This window comes from Aureicoccus marinus (assembly GCF_002954325.1).
In the GTDB taxonomy this organism is placed as follows: Bacteria; Bacteroidota; Bacteroidia; order Flavobacteriales; family Flavobacteriaceae; genus Aureicoccus; species Aureicoccus marinus.
This window is the reverse complement of the sequence record NZ_MQVX01000001.1, coordinates 1,208,413-1,234,627: the sequence shown is the minus strand read 5'-3', so window position 1 is coordinate 1,234,627 and position 26,215 is coordinate 1,208,413. Positions and strand designations below refer to the sequence as shown.

The 26,215-nt window shown below is 45.9% G+C and carries 17 protein-coding genes; 10 read left to right on the top strand and 7 right to left on the bottom strand.

What is annotated here, in order from left to right; genetic code table 11:
- Positions 1-5 precede the first annotated feature (5 nt).
- The 4 genes from BST99_RS05700 to BST99_RS05685 all read left to right on the top strand — a co-directional run bounded on the left by BST99_RS05700 (position 6) and on the right by BST99_RS05685 (position 10,183).
- Positions 6-4,121 carry a non-ribosomal peptide synthetase gene (locus tag BST99_RS05700; protein ID WP_105000942.1) on the top strand — a complete coding sequence of 1,372 codons (4,116 nt, stop codon included), beginning with the start codon at positions 6-8 and terminating at the stop codon, positions 4,119-4,121.
- A gap of 3 nt (positions 4,122-4,124) precedes the next feature.
- Positions 4,125-4,586 carry a hypothetical protein gene (locus BST99_RS05695; protein WP_105000941.1) on the top strand — a complete coding sequence of 154 codons (462 nt, stop codon included), beginning with the start codon at positions 4,125-4,127 and terminating at the stop codon, positions 4,584-4,586.
- A 91-nt stretch (positions 4,587-4,677) separates the two neighbouring features.
- Positions 4,678-6,912 carry a TonB-dependent receptor gene (locus BST99_RS05690; protein WP_105000940.1) on the top strand — a complete coding sequence of 745 codons (2,235 nt, stop codon included), beginning with the start codon at positions 4,678-4,680 and terminating at the stop codon, positions 6,910-6,912.
- A gap of 127 nt (positions 6,913-7,039) precedes the next feature.
- Positions 7,040-10,183, top strand: a complete 3,144-nt coding sequence (locus BST99_RS05685) for a WD40/YVTN/BNR-like repeat-containing protein (RefSeq protein WP_245916195.1) — start codon at positions 7,040-7,042, stop codon at positions 10,181-10,183.
- 20 nt (positions 10,184-10,203) lie between these two features.
- On the opposite strand, the gene BST99_RS05680 is transcribed toward BST99_RS05685, so the two are convergent.
- Entirely contained in the window at positions 10,204-11,478 is a 1,275-nt protein-coding gene (locus tag BST99_RS05680) for a M14 family metallopeptidase (RefSeq protein ID WP_105000938.1), read from the bottom strand.
- Positions 11,479-11,558: 80 nt separating this feature from the next.
- Between BST99_RS05680 and BST99_RS05675 the strand changes: the two genes are divergently transcribed.
- The 3 genes from BST99_RS05675 (at position 11,559) to BST99_RS05665 (ending at position 13,720) form a co-directional block, all read left to right on the top strand.
- A complete protein-coding gene (locus tag BST99_RS05675) occupies positions 11,559-12,821 on the top strand; it encodes an aminotransferase class V-fold PLP-dependent enzyme (RefSeq protein ID WP_105000937.1) in 1,263 nt (420 codons plus the stop codon).
- 90 nt (positions 12,822-12,911) lie between these two features.
- Positions 12,912-13,205: a hypothetical protein gene (locus BST99_RS05670; RefSeq protein WP_105000936.1), complete on the top strand. Its 294-nt coding sequence runs from the start codon at positions 12,912-12,914 to the stop codon at positions 13,203-13,205.
- A gap of 62 nt (positions 13,206-13,267) precedes the next feature.
- A complete protein-coding gene (locus tag BST99_RS05665; protein ID WP_146106215.1) occupies positions 13,268-13,720 on the top strand; it encodes a hypothetical protein in 453 nt (150 codons plus the stop codon).
- Here the strand turns inward: BST99_RS05665 and BST99_RS05660 are convergent.
- Genes BST99_RS05660 through BST99_RS05650 form a run of 3 tightly spaced genes read right to left on the bottom strand, consistent with a single transcriptional unit; the run spans position 13,710 to position 17,750 of the window.
- Positions 13,710-15,239: a sensor histidine kinase gene (locus BST99_RS05660; RefSeq protein ID WP_105000934.1), complete on the bottom strand. Its 1,530-nt coding sequence runs from the start codon at positions 15,237-15,239 to the stop codon at positions 13,710-13,712. The two genes, BST99_RS05665 and BST99_RS05660, sit on opposite strands and share 11 nt — an antisense overlap.
- A 20-nt stretch (positions 15,240-15,259) precedes the next feature.
- Positions 15,260-15,724 (bottom strand): hypothetical protein, encoded by a 465-nt coding sequence (locus BST99_RS05655; RefSeq protein WP_105000933.1) that lies wholly within the window; start codon positions 15,722-15,724, stop codon positions 15,260-15,262.
- Positions 15,725-15,731: 7 nt separating this feature from the next.
- Positions 15,732-17,750 (bottom strand): tetratricopeptide repeat-containing sensor histidine kinase, encoded by a 2,019-nt coding sequence (locus BST99_RS05650; RefSeq protein ID WP_105000932.1) that lies wholly within the window; start codon positions 17,748-17,750, stop codon positions 15,732-15,734.
- Between the two features lie 129 nt (positions 17,751-17,879).
- Here BST99_RS05650 and BST99_RS05645 point away from each other — a divergent pair, with 129 nt between their 5' ends.
- Genes BST99_RS05645 through xylA form a run of 3 tightly spaced genes read left to right on the top strand, consistent with a single transcriptional unit; the run spans position 17,880 to position 21,088 of the window.
- Positions 17,880-18,281 carry a hypothetical protein gene (locus BST99_RS05645; RefSeq protein WP_105000931.1) on the top strand — a complete coding sequence of 134 codons (402 nt, stop codon included), beginning with the start codon at positions 17,880-17,882 and terminating at the stop codon, positions 18,279-18,281.
- Positions 18,282-18,284: 3 nt separating this feature from the next.
- Positions 18,285-19,766, top strand: coding sequence for a xylulokinase (locus BST99_RS05640; RefSeq protein WP_105000930.1), 1,482 nt, complete (start codon positions 18,285-18,287; stop codon positions 19,764-19,766).
- The gene (xylA, locus tag BST99_RS05635; protein ID WP_105000929.1) at positions 19,763-21,088 is read left to right on the top strand and encodes a xylose isomerase; all 1,326 of its coding nucleotides are present in this window, start codon (positions 19,763-19,765) and stop codon (positions 21,086-21,088) included. Before BST99_RS05640 ends, xylA begins: the two co-directional genes overlap by 4 nt.
- A 170-nt stretch (positions 21,089-21,258) precedes the next feature.
- Here xylA and pgmB read toward each other — a convergent pair whose 3' ends face one another.
- The 3 genes from pgmB to BST99_RS14310 are packed head-to-tail and all read right to left on the bottom strand — an operon-like array spanning position 21,259 to position 26,113.
- Positions 21,259-21,975 (bottom strand): beta-phosphoglucomutase, encoded by a 717-nt coding sequence (pgmB, locus tag BST99_RS05630; RefSeq protein ID WP_245916194.1) that lies wholly within the window; start codon positions 21,973-21,975, stop codon positions 21,259-21,261.
- A 9-nt stretch (positions 21,976-21,984) separates the two neighbouring features.
- Complete coding sequence (locus BST99_RS05625; protein WP_146106214.1) at positions 21,985-22,977, bottom strand: Ig-like domain-containing protein; 993 nt, start codon at positions 22,975-22,977, stop codon at positions 21,985-21,987.
- Between the two features lie 4 nt (positions 22,978-22,981).
- Positions 22,982-26,113 carry a discoidin domain-containing protein gene (locus BST99_RS14310; protein ID WP_219843816.1) on the bottom strand — a complete coding sequence of 1,044 codons (3,132 nt, stop codon included), beginning with the start codon at positions 26,111-26,113 and terminating at the stop codon, positions 22,982-22,984.
- Positions 26,114-26,215 lie beyond the last annotated feature (102 nt).

Sequence of the window (26,215 nt, the reverse complement as noted above, 5' to 3'; positions counted from 1 at the left end):
AGAGCTTGAACGAAAACAAACGATATCAACTAACGGCAACCCAGACCCAGATGTGGCTGGCTCATCAGTTGTACCCAGAAGCCTGTGTGCTCAATGTGGTCAACACCTTTGAGTTGGAGAACAGCCTGGATCGGGAACTCTTTGACCGGAGTTTCGCGGAATTGCAGCGACAGCTTAGTGTTTTTCGTTTGGTTTTCGGAATTCAAGAGAATCATCCGTATCAGGAGGTACGACCAGAGCCAACCCGGGGTCTGGACTGGGTTGAATGTGCACCAAACGAGTGGAAAGCCTTGGTCGATCATAGAAAGACCCAGCCTTTGCCAATCGAAGAGACTGTTTTTGATGCCTGTGTCTATGTTTTGGGGGAAGAACACTATGTTTTTTACCTCAATATGCACCATTCGGTGGAGGATGCGACTTCGTCGACCTTTATCTGGAAGGCTCTTTGGACGCTTTATTTCGGATTTCAAGAGTCTGGTGTATTCCCTTCTTTGGATTTGATTCCTTTTGAACAAAGCTTGACGGAATACGGGCATGAATCCCTTGCTTCCCTCGACACCCAATATTGGGTTCAGCAAAGTGCAGCGCATATTCCACAGCGTTTTTATGGGGAATTATCCAAGAATACCCTGGAATCCCAACAATTGAGGTATGCGATCGGAAAAGAGCGTCTGATTAAACTCAAAACCCTTTTAAAAGAGCCCACTTTTTCTTCCTTTAGTGAGGATTTGGGTGTCTTTACTATTCTTTTGACCGTGTATGTTGCTTTTTTAAGTCGCATTACCCAGTCAGAAAAGGTACAGCTGGGGATTCCGGTGCACCACCGAAGCGGTCTTAAAGCCAGGAAAAGTCCAGGGTTGTGGATTGAATTTTTCCCTTTTGTCACGGAAGTAGCCAGCGGTCTAAGCTTTAAGGAACTCTATGCTCAGATCAAGTCGGAAGGAGCCGAGTTTTTTAAGCACGCTCTTCCGGGTTCTTCTTCAGCAGAAGCCAACCGCTCCAACCAGGCCATTTTCAATTTTATCGGAGCCGGTTTTGACAACCCCACCGACTGGAAGGTCAGAACGAACTGGTTGCATTCTGGTCAAAGTGATCCCGCACATGGTATTCGCTGCCACTACACAAAAATGGGGGAGTCTGGCGAGCCAGAACTTTGGTTCGATCTGAATGAAGCCCTTTTTAAGGAAGACCAACGAAACCGGGTGGGTCGCCATTATTTAAAACTTTTAGACGCCTTTTTGGACAATGTAGAGCAAGCCTTTAGTGAGGTTCTGCTTGAGGATTCCTCGCTGCCAGCCGGCGATATGCCACAAGTTCAGGAGGTCCCTGCCGTATTGGGTGAAAAAGTAAATCACTTCCTGAGACAGGCAGATCAGATCGCCTTGGTTGAAGGGGATCAGCAGTTCACTTACGCCCAGTTCAATGCCGCTCTTGCAGAATTGAGTTCCCAATTGAAAAGAGCAGGATTGCAGCCAGGAGATCGGGTAGGCTTGTGTTCCGAAAGATCAAGCGCTTATGTCGCTGCGGTATGGACCTGTCTTCGAGAAGGCTATGTCTTTGTGCCGCTTGATCCGGCTCAGGGAGCACAGCGTTTGCAGTTTATTGGCGAGAATGCAGAAGTGTCTGCCATTTTGTGTTCTGCTGAACAAGAGGAAGCAGGCCTTTGGAGGTCTACGCCGCACCGCTTGCTCTCTCTTTCTAACCAAATTTTTAGCTCGTCTGCTTGCTTAGGAAACCCATCCTTCCCGAATCCAGATCAGGCGGCTTATATCTTATACACCTCCGGTTCGACCGGTGAACCCAAAGGGGTCGTCGTGAATCAAGGAGCCTTGTCCCACTATGTGCAATGGGCTGCCGAAAAATACCGTCCCGGAAATGAGAGCCTGTGCATGCCATTTTTTACCTCCATCGGTTTTGATTTAACCTTAACCAGTCTATTGACTCCTTTGGCGACAGGAGGGAAGGTTGTTGTCATCGGACAGAAAGGGAGCGGACCCGATTTGGCTGTGCTGGAATTAAAGAATTACCAAGAGATCAACACCGTAAAATTAACCCCGGCTCACCTTCAATTGTGGCTTTCTCAAGGTGGGGTAAATCCAGAAATCGAAAGCTGTATTCTGGGAGGAGAAGATCTCAAGAATGAATTATCCGTACGCCTGTTTCAAGCCGGTGTGCACCGTATTTACAATGAGTACGGCCCAACAGAAGCGACTGTTGGCTGTATTGTCGGGGAATTTTCTCCTGAAAAGCACCGGGAAGGATCTACTCCGATTGGTGAATCGGTCCCTTATGGTGGTTACCTCTTATTGGATGAAGCCGGTGTGGAGGTAGTCCATGGATTGGTAGGTCAGTTGTACCTCTATGGGGCTAATCTGGCTCAGGGTTATTGGAAGCGAGCGGATCGCACGGCAGAAAGCTTTGTAGAAATCGCTCATTACCCGGGCTTGCGTCTTTATAAAACAGGAGACTTTGCGCGTGTCAACTCCGATGGAGATTTGATCTACCTCGGCCGCAGAGACGAGCAGATCAAACGCAATGGCTTTAGAATAGAGTTGGGCGAAATCAAATCCGCTCTTCGCAAGCAGGAAGGACTTGATGAGGTTGCGATCGTTTATGATCAGGGAGAAAGTAATGAGGAGGTTGTAGCAAAAGAAGCCGATACACACTGCAGCAATTGTGGTTTGCCCTCCAATTATCCGGAAGCGGATTTTGATGAAGAGGGGGTATGTCACCTCTGCCGTGCCTTTGAAGGTTACGAAATTAAAGTGGACCAGTACTTCAAAACAGAGGATGACCTGGTGCGTTTATTAACCAGCAAGCAAGGTCGCTCTTCACATTACGATTGTTTGGCCCTGCTCAGTGGAGGAAAAGACAGTACCTATGTCTTGGCACGACTCGTTCGGATGGGACTTCGGGTCTTGGCCTTTACCTTAGACAACGGCTACATTTCTGATCAGGCCAAAGCTAATATTCAAAAGATTGTCAAGCAGCTTGGGGTGGATCATGTCTACGGCAGCACGCCGCACATGAACACCATTTTTGTTGACAGCCTACACCGCCATCAAAATGTGTGCAACGGTTGTTTCAAAACTATCTACACCCTCAGTACCCAAATAGCGCTCGAAAAGGACATTCCTTTTATCGTTACCGGCCTTTCTCGTGGGCAATTTTTTGAAACCCGATTGACTGAAGAGTTATTCTGGCATACCGAAAACAGCACAGACTCTATTGATAAAATCATTTTAGAAGCGCGCAAACTCTACCATCAGGAAGAGGATGCGGTTAAGAGTTGTTTGGATGTAAGCATGTTCCGTGAGGCCAGTACTTTTGAAAAAGTAGAGTACGTCGACTTTTATCGCTACAGCCACGTCTCCTTAACCCAAATGCTCCAGTTCCTTAGAACGGAGATCGGTTGGGAAAGACCCACCGATACCGGTCGATCAACTAACTGTTTGATCAACCAGGCGGGAATACACGTGCACAAAAAGAAAAAAGGCTACAGCAATTATGCTTTCCCCTACAGCTGGGACGTCCGCCTGGGCCATAAGAATCGGGACGAAAGTCTGGACGAAATCAACGAAGCCATCGATGTGACCGAAGTCGAGCGGATGCTGGACGAAATTGGGTATGTCGATCACGAAGCACAGGAATCCAATGCCAAACTGCTTGCCTTTTACACCGGAAAAACCAATCTGAATAAGGAAAAAGTTTGGGCTCAACTCAGAGAGGTTCTGCCGGACTATATGGTTCCCAATGATGTCATTCAGGTTGAAGAAATTCCGCTGACCAGCCGTGGTAAGGTAGACCGTAAAGAGCTCCTTTCGGCTTACCATACAGAAGGAGAAGAACAGGCCCATGCTAAACAGCCCGAAAATGATATTCAAGCCTTGATTCAAGAGATCTGGCAAAAGGTATTGCGGGTCGAAAGCCCTGGAATTGAGTCCAACTTTATTCAACTGGGAGGGCATTCTTTGGCCGCCATTCGGGTCACTGCTCAACTCAATGAAGACCTAGGGACTGAACTCCCCTTGGCTTGGGTCTTTGAGTTTCCGACCATCGAGTCTTATGCGGAAGCCCTCGAAACCCATATGCGAACCCTATTAGAAGAAGAGAACTCGTAACGGGTGAAGACAAGAAAGACCACATACCAAAAGGCAAAGGCCAATTCGCAGAGAACTCTTGTGGTTCTGGCCCTACTTTATGGCTTGGCGCTAAGTGGCACGAGTCTCCTGCACTGGAGTCACTTTTTGGCCCATGAGTTTCAACCACCGCAACTTATTTTGAGCCATAACGGGGATCACCAAAACTATGAGTGGGAACAGCACTCAAGACAAACCGCTTCCAAAGCCCATCGGGTGGTTCATCTCGCACAGGACTTTTTTGATCAATACGAGGAGAAACCGGAAGACCAACAAATTGCCTATCAAATCAACCTGATCATTCTCGATCAACACCTGCAAACCCATCAGGCTTTTCCACTCGATCTTTTCCGATTGGGAGAAGTGTCAAAAGACCATCAACAAATTTCCTCCCTCCGGGATCCTTTCCGGGTTCCTTTGTTGCGCCCACCCAAGCAATACTCCTGATTTACGACCCCTTTTCCCACTTCTTAAATCTCTTGCGCTTCCAGTCCTATCGCTGGGGAACAGGATAATTATTGCTAATAAAATTCAAGTAATGAAAACTTTTTACGCATTTGTTTGCATGACGCTTTGCGTCGTATTTGGGCTGCAAGCTCATGAAATAAAAGGGCGTGTTGTCAGTGACAGCGGCGAGGCCCTTGCCGATGTAGGGGTATACAATACCTCTAACGGACGCTATACCTACACCAACCTTTCTGGATACTTTGAGTTAGAAAATGTCGACGAAGGAGATGTTCTTTTTTTCCAAAGCTTGGGGTTCGAACGTTTGGAACGAAAAATTGAACCCAGTGACCTGGACACGAATCTTGAGATCGTGATGACCACCTCTGCCGTGAATTTGGATCAGGTGGTTCTCTTGTCCAAGGTCAATGTACTTTCTGATATCATCAACGTCGATATTCAAAACAACCCTGTGCGATCAGCTCAGGAATTGTTTCAGCGGGTACCGGGTTTGATTATCGGTCAGCATGCAGGTGGAGGTAAGGCGGAACAGATCTTTTTGAGAGGATTTGACATCGACCACGGAACCGATATTACTTTATCGGTAGACGGACTGCCGATCAACTTGCCATCGCACGCGCACGGTCAAGGGTATTCGGATTCCCACTTTATTATTCCGGAAACCATTGAGAACATCGACTTCGGAAAAGGTCCCTACTACACCAACAAAGGAAACTTCAACACCGCGGGTTACTTAGATCTTCAAACGAAGAAGCGTCTTAAGAACAACCGTGTTTTATTGGAGGTTGGGGATTTTAATACCATCCGAAACGTAAACATGCTGCGTCTTTTGGACGGGGATAAGCAACATGCTTATATCGCTACCGAAATGATGCTTTCTGACGGATTCTTTGAGTCTCCTCAGAATTTCAATCGCTTCAATGTGATGGGGCGTTACAACTTCAATAACCTGGACGATCAGGAACTGACTTTAACCGTTTCGCACTTCCAAAGCAAGTGGGATGCCTCCGGGCAGATTCCGGTACGTGCAGTTGAGCAAGGCTTGATCTCGCGTTTTGGTGCGATTGATGACACAGAAGGAGGGCAGACCAGCCGTTCCAATGTGCTCTTACAGCACAAACGCGACCTGGGGCCTCACCAGCGTGTGACTTCCAAAGCCTACATCAGCCGATACGGATTTGAGCTGTTTTCGAACTTCACCTTCTTCTTGAATGATCCTATTAACGGAGACCAAATCAAGCAGAAAGAAAACCGAACCATCATGGGGGCAGAGACTAAGTACGAATTCGCGCAGCACTTCGAAGACAGTGATAACGAATTGGTCTGGGATGCCGGATTGGGATTCCGTTATGACGATGTGAACGATGTGGAGTTATCGCGTACGCGTAACCGTCGTGAGCTGTTGAGCCGCCTTTCTTTTGGAGATACCGATGAACTCAACGGATACGGATTTGTAGGAGCGACTTACAAGACCGATAATTGGACCATCAACCCCGGATTACGTTTTGATTACTTCCGATTTGATCACACCAATTTCTTGAGCCCGGTTTATGACGCTCGCAGCGAAAGTGATGTGTTTGTTGCACCAAAGCTGAACGTCGTCTATGCTCCTAATGAGGCCACCCAGTTTTATGTGAAGTCCGGTTTTGGATTCCACTCCAACGACGCCCGAGTGGTTGTTGCACAAAATGGTTTGGAAACCTTGCCTGGAGCTTTTGGAGTTGACGTAGGAACACTTTTGCGTATCGGAAATGACCTGATCGTGGATGCCGCTCTATGGGGTCTTGATTTGGAGCAGGAGTTCGTTTACGTTGGAGATGAAGCTATTGTAGAGCCATCGGGCCGTACCCGTCGTTATGGATTTGATTTGGGACTTCGTTACCAGATCACCGATTGGTTGTACTTCAATTCCAACCTGAACTATGCACGCGCACGCAGTAAAGACGATCCTTCTGGTCAGGATTTTATTCCGCTTGCTCCGGACTGGGTATCTACGGGTGCTCTTTCTTTCCGCAACCTGGGGAACTTCTCTGGAGGATTGCGTTACCGCTGGGTGGACGATCGTCCTGCAAATGAAGACAACTCCATCGTGGCTGAAGGGTATTTTGTAACCGATTTGAATGTCAACTACAACCACGGGCCTTGGACATTTGGATTGATTGTAGAAAACTTATTTGATGTAGACTGGAACGAAACCCAGTTTGCTACCGAGAGTTTGCTGAGCTTCGAAACTCAATCCGTGGAAGAAATTCACTTTACTCCCGGAGCCCCTTTCTTCTTGAGAGGGCAGGTGAGTCTGCGCTTCTAGATCAGCGTACCAATGTTTTGCAAACGGCCCGTTTAACGGGCCGTTTGTCATTTATAGGAGGTGCTTATTCAGAAAGATAAAAAACAGAAATCCCGTATCTTAAGCTCCTAATCAAGACCGACCTAAAATGAGATCACTTTTCCTCGCTCTTTTATCCATTCTGTTTTTTGCACCGACGATGGACGCCCAAAGCAGGCGTAAACGCAAGAATGCACCAGTGCCTTTGGAACTGAACGACAGCCTTTATTCTGCCCTTAAGTGGCGGAACATCGGCCCCTTTCGCGGTGGCCGTTCCGTGGCTTCGACAGGGGTCGTAAGCCAGCCGGGTACCTACTATATGGGAAGTACGGGGGGAGGAATCTGGAAGACCGTGAACAACGGTAATTCCTGGAAGAACATCTCGGACGGCTTTTTGAAAACAGGTACTGTTGGAGCCATTGCGGTGTCAGAAAGTGATCCTAATACAGTCCTTGTTGGAATGGGGGAGCACGCTGCTCGTGGTGTAATGACCTCTATGGGAGATGGAGTTTACCTCTCTCGTGACGCCGGGCAAAGTTGGACCCATATTGGATTGGAAGAAAGCCGGCATATTTCGGACGTAATTATTCACCCCACCAACCCGGATGTCTTTTATGTGGCCGTTCAAGGTGCCCAATATGGTCCTTCCACAGAACGCGGGGTGTACCGCAGTATAAACGGGGGACAGAGCTGGGAAAAAGTACACTACGTCAACGACCGAACGGGTGCTTCTTCGCTGGTGATGGACATGACCAATCCCCGGGTGCTTTACGCAGCCATGTGGGATCACAAACGCTTCCCATGGCAGATTGAATCTGGAGGAGAGGGCTCTGGTATGTATAAATCACTTGACGGAGGGACGAGCTGGAAGAAACTTTCCAAGGGTTTGCCCGAGGTCTTTGGTAAATCGGGTATTAGCGTTTCTCGAGCCAACAATCAACGTCTTTTTGCCGTGATCGAAGCAGAAGGCGAAAAGGGAGGGGTTTACCGATCAGATAATGCCGGAAAAACCTGGATGCAAGTCAATAAGAACCGGGTTAATATCGCCCGTTCCTGGTATTATATGGAAATCTTCGCAGATCCGCAGAACGAGAATATCGTCTACGTTTTGAACGCCCCTGTACTCAAGTCCATCGATGGGGGAAGAAGTTTTACTCCGCTGCCTACGCCGCACGGCGACAACCACCACTTGTGGATTCATCCCGATAACAACCAGGTGATGATCAACTCCAACGACGGGGGAGCCAATGTATCCCTGGACGGAGGAAAAAGCTGGAGTACCCAGCAAAACCAACCCACGGCACAGTTTTACCGCGTGATCACGGATAACCGTTTTCCGTACTATGTCTACGGAGGACAACAAGACAACTCGGCTATCGCAATTGCCAGCCGAACCAATGATATGGGAATTGATTGGAAAGACTGGTATTCCGTTGCCGGTTGTGAGAGCGCTTTCTTGGCTTTTGATCCCAACAACCCTGAGGTGGTGTATGGAGGATGTTACCAAGGGATTATTGACCGTTGGGAAATGGCCTCTGGAGAGTCAAAGAACATCATGGTCTACCCGGAATTGAGATTGAGTAAGCAGCCGAGCAAGATGAAGTACCGCTTCAACTGGAATGCCCCCATCATCACTTCCGCTTTTAACCGAGAGGTCATGTACCACGCCGGAAATGTCGTTTTAAAGACCACCGATGGAGGACAGAGATGGATGGAAGTCAGTCCTGATTTGACCCGAAACGAAAAAGACAAGCATGGACCCGGTGGTGCTCCTTTCACCAACGAAGCGGCGGGTGGAGAAAACTACAACACCCTGATGAGTCTTGTAGAATCCCTTCACGATCCAAACACGCTGTGGGCCGGCAGCGATGACGGTTTATTGCACGTCACCCGAGATGGAGGCCAGAATTGGTCCAATGTGAGCCCACCGGGTGCAGGTCGAAAAATCATCAACAGTATTGAGGTCTCTCCTCATGATCCTGCTACCGTTTACGTGGTGGCTATGGGCTACAAAGAGATGGATTTGAAATCCCATATCTACAAGACCACTGATTACGGGGCGAGCTGGAGTGAATTGACCCAAGGACTTAATGACCCTCATGGGTTCGCGCGTGTAGTTCGCGAAGATCCCGTCCGTCAAGGTCTTTTGTACGCGGGCACAGAGACAGGCTTAGCTATTTCGCTGAACGGAGGAATGAATTGGCAAAAGTTCCAACGCAATTTGCCCATTGTGCCTATTAATGATTTGACCATCCGCAATAACGACTTGGTCGCTGCTACAGCCGGTCGCTCGTTTTGGATCCTGGACGACTTAAGTCCACTGCAAAGTACAAGCGGATCTTCGGTTGCTCTCTTAAAGCCAATAAGTACTTCTCTGTATACCGGGGGGCACACCAAAGAGGCCCTTCCCGGACTCGGACAAAACCCGCAGTCGGGAGTAGGGATCAACTACTATCTACCGGCCGATATGGACTCGGTAGAGGTAAGCCTGGAAATTTTAGAGGGGCAAGAGGTGATTCGCCGATACAGCAACCAGAAGTCCAAAGGATTTAAGAGCTGGCCTGGAGGACCTTCTAAGCCCGCGGTTCTGGCTTCCAAAAAAGGCATGCACCGTTTTTACTGGGATTTTAGAAGAGAAAGTTTGCCTTCTATAGATAAGGTCTTTGTCTTTGGCGGTTATCAAGGTTCCCGTGTAGGGCCAGGAGTGTATGGAGTTCGACTGAGTATCGGAGATCAAGTGTTCGATACCCAGGCGGAGGTGACGGCTCATCCCTATTTCAAACAGTATGCCGCTGACTATGCCACCCAACAAGATCTTCTCAAGCGACTTGACAAGACTGTTTTGGATTTGATCGAAGACATCAACACTTTGAGATCAGCCCGTACCCAGGTGAATGCTCATGCAAAACACCTGAAAGGGAAAGAAGAATACAAGGAACTCCTGGATGCCGGAAAGGCGCTGAGCGAGGCCGTAGCGGCCTGGGAAGAAGAACTTATTCAACCCAAGCAGAAGACTTTTCAGGATGTCATCAACTTCCCCAACCAACTGGTTTCTGAACTTCTGTACCTCAAAGAGGCGGTCAACAGCGCAGATCCGCGAGTGACCCAAGGCGCCATCCAAAGAGGAAATGACTTGTTCGGAATGAGTGCCAGCATGCAAAGCAAGATGAATGCTATCATGCAGAAGGAATTGGCGGACTATAACCGCCTCTACCAAAGTAGTGGATTAATGGGGATTATTCTTGCGGACTAAGTAGGGTAGGAGTAACTAATTTATTCCACCTTATTTTCCATCAAGAGCCGCATCAGTTCCTCGGCAGCGACTTGTCCTTTTTGCTTAAGGAAATCCCGTGGCGTATTGTCTCCCAGCTCAAAGACGATCGCGGGCATTTGGTATTCGGCAAAGAAGTGGTTTCTGGAAACCATGGTCGGAAACAATTTGGTCGAGGCGCTCACATTGGTTTGCTTAGCAGGCAAACGCTTAGAAATGGATTCAATCCAGTCAAAAACGATTTGTCCTCGTTCCCCGGTGATTGTGGTGTCTAAGGGGTAGTAGATATCATCCCAGGTAGAGTGAAAATCAGCTCCGAATACGAATTGAGTGCCGGCTTCACTTTTGCTTTTCAAAAAATCCCGAACGACTCGGGTTTCGGGTTGGTTGAAGGCTGACCAGTCCCGGTTCAGGTCAATTCCTCCCATATTGTGCCTCCAGTGTCCATTGTCAACTCCATCGGGATTCATGAGTGGAAAGTTATAGATGGTGAAGTGATTTCGGAAGTTTTTGGCTTGTTCGCTGTCTCCGGCCAGGGTTTCCATAAAAGACTTCATGGCCAGAAAACCAGTCACTTCAGGAGGGTGTTGCCGCGAAATAATCAACAGGGCTTTCTTGGAAGAGTTCCCATTTACTTCGAGCAGATGCATGGGTCGTCCTTCGCGGCTTTCTCCCATTACTTCGGTCCGCACATACTCATTTAAAGACAAGGTATCTATCCATTGTTTGACGCGCGAAGAAGTGTAGAGCTCTTGAGCGGTGATCCAGGTGGGTTGATCATCGATGTTCAAGCGTATTTCTGCGAACTCAGGCGCAGCCTTGATCCCAAAAAGACCTTCACCAGGATTGACAAGAGTAAATTGGGTGCTGTCGATGGTAGTAAAACTTAAGCCGTCTCGGCTTATTTTAGGATAATAACGACTGCGGCTGTTTTGGTAAGAAAGTCGGATTAAAATCTCTTGAGGGGTCTTGCTCCAGACTTGAAATCCGTACCAGGGACTAACATTAATCGGGGTATTCTCCGCTGTAATCCAGGCCGTGTAGTGATTCAAACTGTCGTAGGCAACACCGTTTAATCGAGCCCCGTCAAATTCATTGCTGAAGTATACCGTGCTGTCTTGAAAGGCCCATTGACCTTTCCACTGCTTTTGTACCGGTTTGGTTTTGGTAGAGACTAAAGGCGTAGGTCCCTGGCCCTGATAGCCCGTTTTCTCGGTTGATTTACAGGCGTAAAGAATTACAGATAGGGCAAAGGCGATAGTAAAGATGCGCTTCATAATACGGAACTAGGTAGGGAAGGTAGCTAATTTCAAAATGTCTTGATTAACTTGTAATCCAAGACGACAATCGATAAGCCATGAAAAAACGCCAATTTCTCAAACGGGTCGGACAAGCAGCTCTTGCCGGCGCTGTCATGCCGCTGCAGGCATCAGAGCAGCATTTCACTTCCTTAAATGCACCCTATCCCTCCGAGGAAGAAGCTTTTTGGAAACGTATTCGGATGGATTATGCGCTTAAACCCGATTATATCAATTTAGAAAATGGCTACTACAATTTTGTGCCTACCCCCATCCTGAATAAATATATGGAGCACATTCGACGGGTGAATTACGAGGGCTCTTATTATATGCGTACAGAACAGTGGGAAAATAAAGACCGGGTAGCCAACCGCTTGGGAGGGTTGATTAATTGTTCAAAAGAAGAAGTGGTCATCACGCGTAATACGACGGAATCTCTGGATTTGGTTATTGGTGGCTACCCTTGGAAGAAAGGAGATGAAGCGATATACGCTATTCAGGATTATGGCGCCATGAAAAACCATTTCAAACAAATGGAGGCGCGATATGGTATCCGGTGCAAAGAAGTTTCGGTGCCCAATCATCCTCAATCAGATGAAGAAATCGTGGAGCTGTACGAAAAGCAAATCACCTCCAAGACCAAGATGCTGATGATCTGTCACATGATCAATATCACCGGGCATATTTTACCGGTTCGTAAAATCTGTGATATGGCCCATTCATACGGGGTCGAAGTTTTGGTCGACGGAGCGCATTGCGTCGGACATATCCCGGTAGATGTAAAAGCCCTGGGTTGTGATTATTACGGCTCTAGTTTACATAAATGGTTGAGTGTTCCCTTAGGGGCGGGCTTACTTTTTGTGGCTAAAAAACAATTGGGAAGGGTTTGGCCTTTGCTTGCTGATCATGTTACCGATCGCGAGAATATCAAAAGACTCAATCATACCGGGACCCATCCGGTTCATACGGATCTGACGATTGAGGACGCTATGGATTACTTAGAAATGATGGGTCTGGAACGCAAAGAGAACCGTCTTCGGTTTATTCAGCGGTATTGGAGCGATCAGCTTCGGGAAGAAAAGAACATTGTAGTGAACACGCCTAAGGATCCTGTTCGAAGCTGTGGTATTGCCAATGTCGGTATAGAAGGGATGAAACCTGCAGTCCTTGCGAAAACGCTTCTGAATGAGTTTGGGGTTTGGACGGTAGCCATCGATTACGCCAATGTTCAGGGATGCAGAATTACCCCCAATGTTTATACAACAACAGCAGAGTTGGATCAATTTGTGAGTGCGATGAAAAAATTGGCAGGTCGGGTCTAAGTGTCCTATTTACAGTTGTTTATATTCATTTTGAACTCTTTAGACTAACTTGAAGTCAGCAGCATACATGTTTAGTTAAAATGTGTTGAAATGGTCTCTATTTCAAAAAAACAAGTCTTGACTGTACTGGTTACGGTCGCTGTTTTGTTGTGTATCCCTTTAGTGGCTATGCAGTTTAGCCCTGAAGTCAACTGGGATATGGTGGATTTTGGGGTTGCTGCGCTCCTTTTAGCTGGCTTTGGATTATTAATCTCCTTTCTTCTTAGCCAACCCCTTACCAGAAAATACCGCTGGGGTTTAATTACAGGGATTGTATTGCTTTTTCTCTTGCTCTGGGCCGAGATGGCTGTTGGGCTATTTGGAAGCCCTCTTGCGGGAAGTTAAGTGGATTGAAGCAACGTTTGTGCCTTCTCGTATCTCCTTAATAACCAATAAAGAAAATGAATATGCGCAAATCTATTTTCACTTTAGTCCTTCCTTTATTTCTCTTTGTTTCTTGTGAACCACAATCCTCAGTGGATTGCTCCGTTGTCAGTGTTTTTTGTGGGGATCTTGTTGAGGTTGAATTAACCATAAATGGGAACAATTACCTTGAAGAAAATCCCAACGCCTTAATTCAAGTAACCCAGCAAGGATTTACGTCGGTGGGGCAGGTCGATGCAGATAATAACCGCATAATCCTTGTACTCTATCAAAACAGCCCCATTCTCTTTACCGTGGATGGTGTTAACTTTCAATTGGATATGGGGGTGAGGACGGTTCAGGTGGATTGTTGTGGTCCGGTCATCCGCCTTAGCTCGTTGTCGCGAGAAGGAAATTTTCTTTGCAATGGTCAAGGGGATTGCGATGAAGTGGTTCAGTTGCCTTTAGATGGACTTGGGTTGTACGCTAGAGAATAGCTTTTAGGGTTTCTGCCTTTGGAATGTGAATCACCAAAACATTTCCATCTTTTTTGCAATGCTTCAATTTAAGGCGTCCATCATTTAAAAGCACCAATTCCTTGATCACTTTTAGACCCACTCCAAGGCGAGTGTCTTCAAGTTCTTTCTCAGAATCCGTTTTTGGGCTTTTATCATTGAAAAAATTGATGATAATAGGAGAGATTTTATCACCTTCATTTGTTAAGACAAAGCATATATGCTCGCCTTCGTCATAAGCCCTAAATCGAATTTTACCCTCTTTGGGGGTGTATTTGACAGCATTAGATACCATATTTCGAATGACGACATCCAAGTGGTTTACATCAAACCAAACGTCTAATTCTTGTGGAATTTCGCAGGCCACATCCAAGCTTTTTCTTTGCATCTCGGGGGAAAAGAGTTCACGGGAGATGCTAACGCGCTCCTTTAATTTGGTCTGCTTTGGATTTGATTTGATTCCGGACATTTGGGATTGCGCCCAGTAGAGGAGGTTGTTTAGGGTAAAAGAACTTTGCTCTACTTCGCTCTGTAATTGTGGAATACTGCCAAGAACTTCCTTTTTACTTATCAGATTATTTTTATAAAGGGCCAGGTTCTCTTTGAGAATGTTTATCGGTTTCACTAAGTCGTGGCTAACGACAGAAAAGAGCTTGTTCTTGGATAGGTTTTTGGCTTCCAGCTCTTTATTCAGCCGCTGTTCGGTTCTTCTGTTATGGAGCGCCTGAAGTCCTAATACGGATAAGCCAACGAGGCTTAAAAAACCAAAGAGCATTACTCGGTTCTGCTGTTTGGATTTTTCCGCTAATGCCTCTCTTCTTTCCCTTTTCAGATTGTTAAGTTGTAAATCTGCATTCAGAAAACGTACGCGATTGGTTTTAGCTGTCTGGTTGTAGATGGCTCTTGTTTCGTGGGCACTGATTAGCAGACTAAAAGCTTCTTCATTTTTTCCCTTTAATTTTTCTATTTCACTGAGGTATTCCTGCGATTGTATAAGTTGTAGGGTATCGTTCAATTGAGAAGCCATTGAGTAAGCCAAAGAGGCGTAATGTGCAGCACTATCTATACGCTTAAGTCCTAAGTAGATTCCTGCCTGCAAGTTATTGTGTTCTAACTGGTCTCTAAGAAGAGATACTTTTTTTAAGGGAGCCACCGCCTTTGAATTCCATCGGTAAGCCTCTTTAAAATTCTCCATACCTAAGTGGTATTTGGCAATCGTGTAATAGGTTCTTCTCGACCAGAGTGGATTCGGGTATTGTTCCAGAAGATCAAGGGTTTCTTTGCTGTATATTTCAAAGTCTTCAATCTTTCCCCAATCTAAGGCATTTAAAGTCAGGTTAGATTTGACATTAGTAAGAAGACGAGTATGATTATTTCTTCGAAAAAGATCCTCCGCTTTATTCTGTTCCTTTTCAGCTTCTTCGTAGAGATTGTAGGTGTAAAACAAATACCCTTTAATGTGATGCAGAATCCCATGTTCCAACTCCATACCATGATCCATACTGATCTTGATAGCGTCTACTAGGCATTTATGCCATTTATAAGAACGGTAATTGAAGAAGTAATTGAGAGCATTTCTTGCAAGAGAAGGATTTCAATTTTAGGGGCATTCAAAGTTTTGATTTCTTCTGAGGCAAAGCTGAAATAGAGCGATGCTTTTTCTTTCTCTGCTCTATCGGAATAATAGCCTCCTAAATAGATGTTTGAAAGAACTTTAGCCTTTTTGGAAACAACAGGAGAATTGAGATAAAGTGCTTTTTGGGCAAAGTAGTTTAAACTATCGGGCACCCTGAATTTATAAGTCTGGGCTAGATCATTCAGCAAGTTGATTTCTTCCAAAGTACTTAGGGTGATTCGCCCTTGATTGACTTGATTAAAGCGTTGAACCAAGCTGTCCTTTTTACTCATAACCTGTCCATGCAGGGGAGAAGGGAGCAGAAAAGAATAAAAAAATCCAAGAAGCAATAAATACTTAGGCGTTTTCATATCAGGCTTAGACCACAGCTTTAAGAGGTGAGACTTTGGGTAAATAGATTCGAACGGTTGTTCCGTCTACCCCAGGTGTGACCAATTCAAATTCTCCTCCATTGAGTTCAGTCAATTCTTTCGCTATTTTTAATCCAACGCCAGTACCCTTTTCTTGACGAGTCCCAGGGGACGAAGAATACGTCTGATCGTCTTCGAGGGCCTGGATAACTTCAGTAGGAATGCTGACCCCTTCATTGATCACTTCAAAGGCGATGCGATTATCTAGTTCGGTTATTCTGAATTGGATTTCTCCACCTTCCGGTGTGAACTTAATGGCATTAGAAACTAAGTTTCGAAGGATCACATCCAAATGGTTCACATCAAAGCGGGCTTTATACCCTACTGGAATTTCGCAATTCAGGCTAATATTCTTGTTTTCTATATCCTCATTAAAAAAAGAACAGGTCATCTGAGCTCTCTTCTTTAAGTCCACTTCCACAGGATTGGCATGAAATCCACTCATCTGGGTCTGGGCCCAATAGAGTAAGTTATTGAGGGCAAAGGAGCTCATATCGACCCTTGATTTGAGTCGTGGAATGGACTCTAGTACTTCACTTTCACTTAAAACATTGTCTCGGTACAGGGTCAACATTTCTTTAAGTGTATTGACGGGTGAAATCAGATCGTGACTGATAATAGAGAAAAGTTTGTCTTTGGAGTCATTGAGTTGACTTAATTTTTTATTGGCCTCTTTTTGATTGGCGTAATTCTGACTCGCCAGGTAGAGAATAGCTAATACGCAGAACAAGAGAAAGAGAATACCCAGAATAATCCAGTTCTTTTCTGCAAGGGCAGATTCTTTAGCCGCTATATCCGCGTCGTACTGAGATTGTGCCCTTAAAAAGTCTAACGTTTGATTGGCTGCAACTCGATCAAATTTTGTTTTTAAATCGGTGTATTCAAGAAGAAGGGAATAGGCTTTTTCCTGGTCTCCCTGAAGCATGGCGATCTTCTTGTAGTTTTCATAAGCCCCAACCAAATCAATAGAGTCCTTGAGGAATTTGGAGAGTTGGATCGCGGCAATGGCTTGTTCTTCTGCCTTGTCTAATTCCATTCGACGGATGTAGAGGTCTGTGTATAAGGTGTTTAGTTCAAGTTGGTCTCGCTTATTTTTGAGCTGATTAATCAGTTTTTGGGCTTTATCGGTCCAGTAAAGGGCAGAATCCAGGTTATTTCTCTTGATGTAGTAGTGGGCATATACCCGATACGCTCGACTAGACCACAGCGGGTCTGTCTCGGAGTTTAGGATGTCTATACTTTTCTTTCTGTAGATATGGAAAGTTTCGTAATCCTCAGCATCTACGGCATTTAATGCCATATTACTGCAGGCATACGCCGCATTCTCAGGTTGGTCGAGTTCATTCCACAAAGCCTCCGATTTGGTGTATTCTTCTTTTGCCTTATCATGTAAGCCATAACGGTAATAAGTAAAGCCAAGGTTGTGATGCAAAATGGCTTCTTGCTTCTTATAACCATATTTCTGGCAAAGATCTATGCTTTCGTAGGTGTGTTTGATCAGGTCTTTTTGACTCCCAGAAAAAAGATCGTACATCACTCGGAAGCGCATTAAGTTCACGCTTAATTCCGGATCACCGATTTCATCTGTTTTTGTTCTCAGTTTTTCAAATCGAAACAGTGACTCGTCATATTTGGAAGCTTCGGCGTAATAGTAAGCCAAGTAAATCTCTGAATTGATATACCCGTTAAGGTACTCTTCTTCCGAGTTATGCTTGAGAGCCATTTCGGAATAAAACCGAATGCAATCGGTGTTTTTGTACCGGTAACTGATTGCTAGCTCATTGAGAAGATCAATATATTCTTCGTGCGGGAGCTCCTTTTGACCGGATTGGTGTTCTTCGAGCTGTTCTAATTGGCTAAGGCCTTTTTCTCTCCTCTCTTCTTTTTTCGGATGGGCATCAACAGGAAGGCTTGTGAGAATCAGCACGAAGGCTGCTAGCAGGGGAACAAAGGAGAACCGTCTCATAGGTGACTTTTGTGATCAAACTAAAAGAGCGCTAATGGGTAGTATGAAGGAAAGATACTGAGGTTTTGATAGATATGAGGTGTAAAACGGGAATTTTTTTAAGAATGTTTTAACAATTTTTATCGAGATATGCCAGATGATCAAACTTGCTCTAAAGGGGATAGAGCTGTATTTTCAAGCAAAATTGATCCAACAATGAAACGAAGAGGCCTTAATCAATCCTCGGGCTTAGGTGCTCTTGTGGCAACAACTTTGGCGACTTGTTCACCCAAAAAAGAAGAGGTAATGGTTAATCTGGCTAAGCTTGAAACTAGTGAAGAACTTCAACGTAAAATGGATGCAAAGGCCCTGGAAATTAATCGATTTAAAGTAATCGCTGGGGATGACGAAACTTTTTTTATACAGGCTCTTCTCGACCTCGTTTTGACCGATTTGATCTCCTACGCTATGCCGTCGATACGGGACTTTTGTGGTTGGACCGGTTGGATGCCGATCGCTTTATACAAAGAGTTTATTCAGAACAAAGGTTAAAAGGTGTATTATTTAGGAATTGATCTTGGAAGTTCATCTCTTAAGCTGGCATTGGTAGCATCGGATACCGGCCTTCGAAAAGAGATGATCAGTTACCCAGAGCAGGAAATGTCCATTTCATCTGCACAACAGGATTGGGCTGAACAGTCCCCTGCTCAGTGGTGGGAATACCTGGTCAGCGGAGTTCTTCGTTTATTTGAAAAGGCAGGTGTACCCCCCTCAAAAGTCATCGGTATTGGAATCGGATATCAAATGCATGGTCTTGTTTTATTAGATCAAAGCGGTGACCCTTTACGAGATGCTATCATCTGGTGCGATAGTCGAGCGATTGATTCAGGCTTAGCCTTAGGGAAATCTCTCGGGCAGCAATATTGTGTAGATCATTTACTTAATAATCCGGGTAATTTTACCGCCTCTAAGTTAGATTGGGTTCGATCCTTTGAGCCAGAGTTATTCGCGAAAGCCAAATACTTTATGTTGCCTGGGGACTACTTGGCTTTCAGATTAACTGGAGTGCCAAGCACAACCTCCACAGGCCTTTCTGAAGGCATAATGTGGGATTTTTATAAGAACGGACCTGCGATGGAAATGCTACGAGCGATTCCTGGTGCTACAGAACTACTTCCACAGTTGGTACCTATACTCGGTGAGCAGGGACAAGTCTCTTCATCGGCTGCGAAGGCGCTTGGGATTTCTGCGGGTACACCATTGCTCTATCGGGCTGGTGATCAGCCGAATAATGCCCTTTCCTTGCACGTAATGGACCCGGGTCAAGTTGCTGCTACCGGGGGAACCTCAGGAGTGGTCTATGCCGTAAACGATTCAACTTCCTTTAAAGAATTGAATCGCCTCAATCATTTTTTACACGTCAATCACAACGCTTCTCGTAGACGGTTAGGAACCTTACTCTGTATTAATGGATGTGGTATTCTCTACCGTTGGCTATCGCAACTTTTTGATGGGTTATCGTATACTGAGATGAATAAATTGGCTGAACAAGTACCTATCGGATCTGAAGGATTGAGCATTCTCCCATTTGGGAATGGAGCAGAGCGGATCTTAGAAAATCGCAATTTAGGAGGACATATAAGTGGTCTGAATTTCAACCGCCATAACAGAGCACACCTCTGCCGGGCAGGCTTAGAGGGAATAGCTTTTTCTTTTTATTATGGCTTCGAGCTATTAGCCAAGGAAGGGGTTAATACCCAAAGCATACGGACGGGCAATGACAACCTCTTTCAATCAAAGGTGATGGCTCAAACAGTAGCCAATCTATTGCAAGTAGAAATTGAAGTCTTTGAAACCACTGGGGCTGAAGGGGCGGCTCGAGCCTGTGCTTTGGCAGAAGACCGAAAGATAGAATTCAAGCAGATGATACTGCAGGATTACCTCAAATCCTATTACCCTGAGAAACAGAATAAACACTATTTAGAGGCCTATGAGGTCTGGAAAACAGAGTTACTTAAACGCATACAAGAAGCATGATACTACTAGGAGATCGAGAATACTTTAAAGGTATAGGCATCATTCAATACGAAGGAAAACAATCGGACAATCCATTGGCCTTTAAATATTACAATCCAGATCACCTGGTTGCAGGTAAGACCATGAGAGAGCATTTTAAGTTCGCCATGGCCTATTGGCATACCCTCTGCGGAACAGGTGGAGACCCATTTGGTCCGGGCACCAAAAATTTCCCATGGTCCCAGTCCTCTGATCCAGTTCGAATGGCACGGGATAAAGCTGATGCTGGTTTTGAGTTTTTGACTAAAATGGGATTTGGCTATTACTGTTTTCACGATTATGATCTTATTGATGAAGGCCATACATTACTGGAGTCGGAAAAGCGTCTTCAAAGCATGGTGGATTATCTCAGCGCTAAGCAGAAGGCATCTGGAGTGAAGTTACTCTGGGGTACTGCCAACTGCTTTTCACATCCACGCTATATGAATGGTGCCGCAACCAATCCCGATTTTAAAATTGTGGCACATGCCGCGGCTCAAGTAAAATTGGCACTGGATATAACCATTGCGCTTGGGGGTGAAAATTATGTGTTTTGGGGAGGACGAGAGGGATATATGTCGTTGCTCAATACCGATATGAAACGGGAACAAGATCATTTGGGGGCTTTTTTAAATATGGCCAAAGACTATGCAAGAAAGCAAGGCTTTACCGGAACTTTCTTTATCGAGCCAAAACCCTGTGAACCCTCAAAACACCAGTATGATTTTGATGCCGCCACTTCTATAAACACCATCCGACAATACGGTTTAGAGAACGACTTCAAACTCAATATCGAAGTCAACCATGCGACCTTGGCACAACATACTTTTCAGCATGAACTCCAGGTCGCCGCTGATGCAGGAATGCTGGGAAGTATAGATGCCAATCGGGGAGACTATCAAAACGGTTGGGATACCGATCAATTCCCAATCGACCTCTACGAATGTACCGAGGCGATGATGGTCATTCTGCAGAGTGGAGGCCTCCAAGGAGGCGGTATAAATTTTGATGCCAAAACCAGACGGAATTCAACCGATTTAGAAGATTTGTTCATCGCCCATATTTCTGGTGCTGACACCTTTGCACGCTCATTATTAGCGGCGGAGGCCATACTCGAAAAATCAGCTTACACGGGCCTTAGGAAAAATCGATATGCTTCATTTGATTCGGGTAAAGGGGCGGAGTTTGAAGCCGGTAAATTAGACCTAGAAGACTTGTATACCTTGGCAAGTGAAGGAAAGGAGCCTGAGCAAACTAGCGGAAAACAAGAGCTTTATGAGTCCATTCTCAACCAATACATTTAGTTTATTTTAGGAGACGAGCAAGTCTGTCCTGATCGTCTTGATCTGGGGAGGGTACGGAGCGGCCTATTCCGGATGGATCTATGCTACACTTCCCTTCTTGTTTTTTTGCCTTGGATCGCATCCGTCGAAGACAACAGCGCAAGCGTTTTCCTCTAGACGAAGTTTAAAAACTAAAAAAGATCCTGAAAGTGGGATTTGACACTGAAAAGGGTAGCCTCTTTCATGCTGTCGAATCGCAGATCGGCATGACCTACGCGCTCCTCAGGACCAATTCCTACACTGTAAAATCCACCTGCTTTGGCTGCATCTACTCCGCTTTCTGCATCCTCAAAAACAATGCATTCCGCGGGTTTATAGCCCAATTGTTCTGCTCCGAATAGGAAGATATCCGGTGCTGGTTTGCTTTTGTCAACGCTGTTGCCATCTCCAATAACATCGAAGAACGCTTTGCCCTGTAATTGCTCTAATACTTTGTGGGAGTTTTTACTTGCGCTGCCTAGGGCGATCTTGTAGCCAGCTGATTTTAACTGGGTTAATAATTCCTTTGCACCAGGTAAAAAATCTTCCGGGCTGATATGCTCAAGGCCTTGTAAGTAGTACTCGTTTTTGCGAGTAGCCAGTTCGGTCAGTTCTTCTTCTGGCAGACTCACGTTGTTGTGGGCCTGAATGATGCGTATAGAATCCATTCTTGATACCCCCCTTAGTTTTTCATTTACTTCTCGATCGAAGTTCCAGCCGAGCTCACCGGCCAAGCGGTTCCAGGCCAGGTAGTGGTGTTCTGCGGTATCGGTAATCACCCCGTCTAAATCAAAAATAAAAGCCTTGATCATCTTGTGTGCATTTGGTTTGGCGATGGCAAAAGTAGTCCCTGCTATTGGAGCGTGCAAAAATTCTTCCTATAGTGGATTAACCCGGAAAGTAATACGCTTGTTGGTAATCACGGAAGACATGATATTTAAGGCCACAGTGGCTGAATCGCATTGGTTACTGGTATCGTAAATAGCGATTGCGCAAAGAGACGGGTTGGCCTTTCGAGCACCATCCATACGTTCTCCTATGGTTATGCCACTGGCGAGGGAGGAATCAATAAAAGAAAAATCAGGAGCTACATCACTGAAAGTTTGAGTGCTTCCATTTACGGTGTAGATAAGGTCACCATTTATTTCGTCATATTCAATGGTATAATCGGAATCCCCGGCTGCAAAATTACCCAGGTTCTGTGTTATGGTCAGGGCAGCTCCCGTATCTCCATTAATTAAGTTCAGTTGTATTCCAACTGCATTAGCGGTTATGTGATAAATCCTAAAATTTCCTCCACTTACAATGTCAGCCTGACCCTCTTGGTCCCGGTAGGTGAACTCCGTTCTAAAACCAGTAAAATTGAAAATATTACCGGTATTCGGTACCTCGATATCGAGACCAACACTTCCACCAGAGGTTGTTGTCCGAATCCCGCATCCAGCCTGTTCTGTGTTGGGGTTAATACTGCTTGCGTCTGGACCAACAGTAGCTTGGGTCAAAGGGTTGGTGTCAAAGTCAAATTGAGAAACGAGTTCGGGACTGTCCGTATCTTCACAGGCGAGATAGGCGAAACTGACATTGGCGAGGCTTCCAAAAACAGGGGTGAAGCTAAATGTTCCATCGGTGTTTAGGTTTAGAGTTCCTGAACTAGCGGCGGTAAAGGGTCTGGGTCTAACCAGAAGTGAGGTGCCTTCAGGGTCAGAATCGTTATTGAGAAGACTCTGCCCGGCTACTGTATTCAACGTCTGACTAACTAAGATTGCATAGATATCATTCTGTGCAACAGGAGGTTGGCTTTGAGCGATAAGAGGAGTGGCTCGGATTATCCCGAGAAGTAGGAAGAATAATAATACTGTGGTCCTTTTCACTTCTTTAATTTGGATTTACTCGAATTGTAACGCGTCGATTGGTGATAATAGTACCGAGTCGTACATCGAGTTCTGCAGGAGATGAGGTGACTGATCCGCAGATCCAATTGTCATTTTGCAAGATAGCTCTGTAGAGATACCCATCCATTTCTAGGCTTGGATTCAGTAAGGTTAAGTTGGCGGTTTGCGTTCCGGAATAATCCGTCCCCTCTGCAATATCAGTGTAGTTGCTGCCACCATCAGTACTGACCTGCCACTGATAGGTACTGGTGTTTGTACTCACAATATCGATGCTGCCATTGTTTGGTATAAGGGTCATTTCATCGGCAGGTTGTGTACTGATATTGGGCACAGGTCCATTTTCTTGAAAGTCCGGGGTTCCGTTGGTGCCTCCATCGGCAGGGGTAGTGTAGGCAGCTCCACTGACAGATCCGTCTCCGTTGATGGCTGGGGGTGATCCAGTCCCGTATTCCGGACCGTCCCCACCATCAGCGTTGAGATCTGCATAGGCTTCAATAGCATCAGGGCAACCGTCCGCATCGGTATCTGTGTCGAGATGATCCGGTATGTTGTCTGTATCCGTATCACAATAGTCATAACGGATCGCTTGAATTTCCCCGATATTGAGATAATTAGCACCAACATTATCACCGGACAATTGTAGTCGAATGTAGCGTATCGATTGAGAAACTTGGAAGTTGTTTTCGGTTACCCCACTGGTATTCCCTAATTGATAAGCGAAACTGGCGTTGTCAAAAGAGTCTTGCAATACAGTCCCTGAAGGGAATGCTGTAGAAGAGGCAAAAACATAAGCATTGGAAAGCCGATCGCTGCAGCAATCTGTCCGGTTCCAAATTCGGATTTCATCTACGTATTGTACACTGCCCAAATCAACAGTGATCCACTCGTTGGCAGTCGTATTCTGGGTAGCAGCCACAGACCCCCCGGCCCATGCGCCATTGGTGTCGCCGTCGATTACTTTGCTGGCGTCTCCTCCAGGATAGGTGCTGCTGGAAGTTGCCGAGCCGGTAAGGGCTAAGTTGGTTTCGCCAATAGTACATTCAACCGTATCGTAGATTCCGTCATTGTCATCGTCTACATCCGTCTGATCCCGAACACCATCGTTATCGGAGTCGTTATGAACAACAACATAGACACTGGGACTATCTCTGGTAATATTGGTATCGCTTTGGTCCTGGCTATTGGAAGCAATATTGACCAGGGTACCGATAGCATTGACCGATGTTATGTCGTCAATGGTGGCCACTAGAGTCAAGGATTCCATTTGTCCACTAATTAAGGTCCCAATAGTCCAGGTTGGAGAAGTGTAGGTTCCAGCGGTTGGGGTACCACTTTGCAGCGTAATGCCAGGAGGCAAATTATCGGTAACGACGAGATTTGTAGCTGGATCTTCAGCCCAATTGGTTACTGAAAGGGTGTAGGTAATGGTATCGCCTTCATCGTATTCACTGGCGTCAGCCGTTTTGTTGAGTTCTACATCCGGATCGCAGTAATAAACTTGGAGGTTATTGGAGTTATAGAAACAGGGGCCTTTGGCTACACGCACAAAATAATCCCCCGCGACTGTGGCGGTATAGGTAGTATTTGTCGCGCCTGGAATTAGATTTCCGTCTCCATACCATTGATAGGAGTCAAAGACTTCTCCAATCACTTCCAATTGTGTACCGGGGAGACAGGTGTTTCCGGTGATCTGCAGGTTGGTATTTGGCGCTACGTCAAAGCCAGAAAAGTATCCGGCAATTCCTCTTGCTCCGTTTACTCCAAAAAAACCTACGGCTACTGGTCCTGTGGACTGCACACTGACATTACCTGTCAGGTTGGGTATGTAAAAAGTTTTCCAGTCCGTTGTTCCTGTAATGGCAGCAGCAGCGGGCTTTGTTACCGTTCCATTTCCGTCGGTTACCACAATATTTGCATCGGGTGTTGAGGTGGAGGCTATGATGGTGATTCCCCCGGTTAGTGTAATCCCTGCAGCATTCTGGATGTCTGGAATATTATTCACATTATCCGGAATCAAACAATTCATGGGAGCAACAAAGTTGAGCCCTACCGAAACGATGGAGCTGCTACCAGCCAAGGATTGATAAGCATAGGCGTCTTTTGAAGTAGTGACATACATATTTCCACCCGCTGAGGAGACACTGTAGTTGCTCTCTGGAATGACAAAGTACTCTCCGTCATTGATCGTAGCTATCGCCGTACCTGAACCATTGACGAAGATCTGCGTGTTGTTCTGGGTCGCAATAATTACCGGGGTTTCCGTTTGACTGTTACCGTTCCCACGGACAAAGACATATTCTTTTCCGAGGTTATCGATCGGAACTGGTTGGTCCATTCCAGCATCACGACTATTACTGCTCGCACTGACCCCCATATTTAAGCCTCCATTGCTGATTACAATGGGTTGATCTGAAACGAGTCTCGCGCCAAGCCAACCGTCGTTGTTGGCGGAAACCTGGGTGTTATACGCCTCAAAAACAAAAGTCTCGTTGGCATCCAGCGTAAAAGTGTACGAATCAGCCGTTAATCCACCAGCGTTGCCCTGTAGACGGAATTCACAGGCCGGATTGTAGCCCGATAGGGTAAAGGTGGTGTTATCTACCGTAGCCATGATCCCGAGGGTATTACTGGCCGAATTGTGGGAAGTCCAGTTCGGCCTTCCTCCCCAACGGAACTCTGTTCCTATGGCCTTGCGCCCCTTAGAGGTAAGGGAGGCTGCTTGAGAATTATTGCGTCCGCGGTAATTGACATAAAATCGCTCTCCACCAGGGGCTACGAGACGTAAACCACTGTTGGTTAAAACAACTCCAGTATTGTTGTTAGAAACCAGGGTAATTTCATTGTCACCATTCCCTAAGGTGTACTCTACAGGCGCAGCATTAGAGAGGGTGATGGTGGTGAGAGGTGTTGCTGAGGTTCCTCGGTAAATCTCAACGGAAAAGGCAGTTGTTTCAGGTGTCGAAAGATAAATTGCCTGTTCTGTGATTGCTTTATTGTTGCGTCCCTGCTTCATGGGAGGGAGATAGTGCAAATCACTCAATTGTGCGTTTAGACTACCCGAGCTTCCCAGAATCAGAAAGGCAAATATCAACAACTTCGATAGAGACTTCATCATGCGCACTCGAACATATTGAACAAAAAAAAACAAGGAAGCGAAGTATACCAAGCATTTGTTGTCACTCTTGGGTATACTGTTGGAAGACCCGTCGAAAGTTGT

Excerpts from the sequence above, each read along its gene's own strand:
- BST99_RS05645 (WP_105000931.1), top strand. The coding sequence starts at position 17,880 with ATGCCAGATGATCAAACTTGCTCTAAAGGGGATAGAGCTGTATTTTCA.
- BST99_RS05680 (WP_105000938.1), bottom strand. The coding sequence starts at position 11,478 with ATGAAGCGCATCTTTACTATCGCCTTTGCCCTATCTGTAATTCTTTAC.
- BST99_RS05685 (WP_245916195.1), top strand. The coding sequence starts at position 7,040 with ATGAGATCACTTTTCCTCGCTCTTTTATCCATTCTGTTTTTTGCACCG.
- BST99_RS05690 (WP_105000940.1), top strand. The coding sequence starts at position 4,678 with ATGAAAACTTTTTACGCATTTGTTTGCATGACGCTTTGCGTCGTATTT.
- BST99_RS05675 (WP_105000937.1), top strand. The coding sequence starts at position 11,559 with ATGAAAAAACGCCAATTTCTCAAACGGGTCGGACAAGCAGCTCTTGCC.
- xylA (WP_105000929.1), top strand. The coding sequence starts at position 19,763 with ATGATACTACTAGGAGATCGAGAATACTTTAAAGGTATAGGCATCATT.
- BST99_RS05665 (WP_146106215.1), top strand. The coding sequence starts at position 13,268 with ATGCGCAAATCTATTTTCACTTTAGTCCTTCCTTTATTTCTCTTTGTT.
- BST99_RS05670 (WP_105000936.1), top strand. The coding sequence starts at position 12,912 with ATGGTCTCTATTTCAAAAAAACAAGTCTTGACTGTACTGGTTACGGTC.
- BST99_RS14310 (WP_219843816.1), bottom strand. The coding sequence starts at position 26,113 with ATGATGAAGTCTCTATCGAAGTTGTTGATATTTGCCTTTCTGATTCTG.
- BST99_RS05660 (WP_105000934.1), bottom strand. The coding sequence starts at position 15,239 with ATGGATCATGGTATGGAGTTGGAACATGGGATTCTGCATCACATTAAA.
- BST99_RS05650 (WP_105000932.1), bottom strand. The coding sequence starts at position 17,750 with ATGAGACGGTTCTCCTTTGTTCCCCTGCTAGCAGCCTTCGTGCTGATT.
- BST99_RS05655 (WP_105000933.1), bottom strand. The coding sequence starts at position 15,724 with ATGAAAACGCCTAAGTATTTATTGCTTCTTGGATTTTTTTATTCTTTT.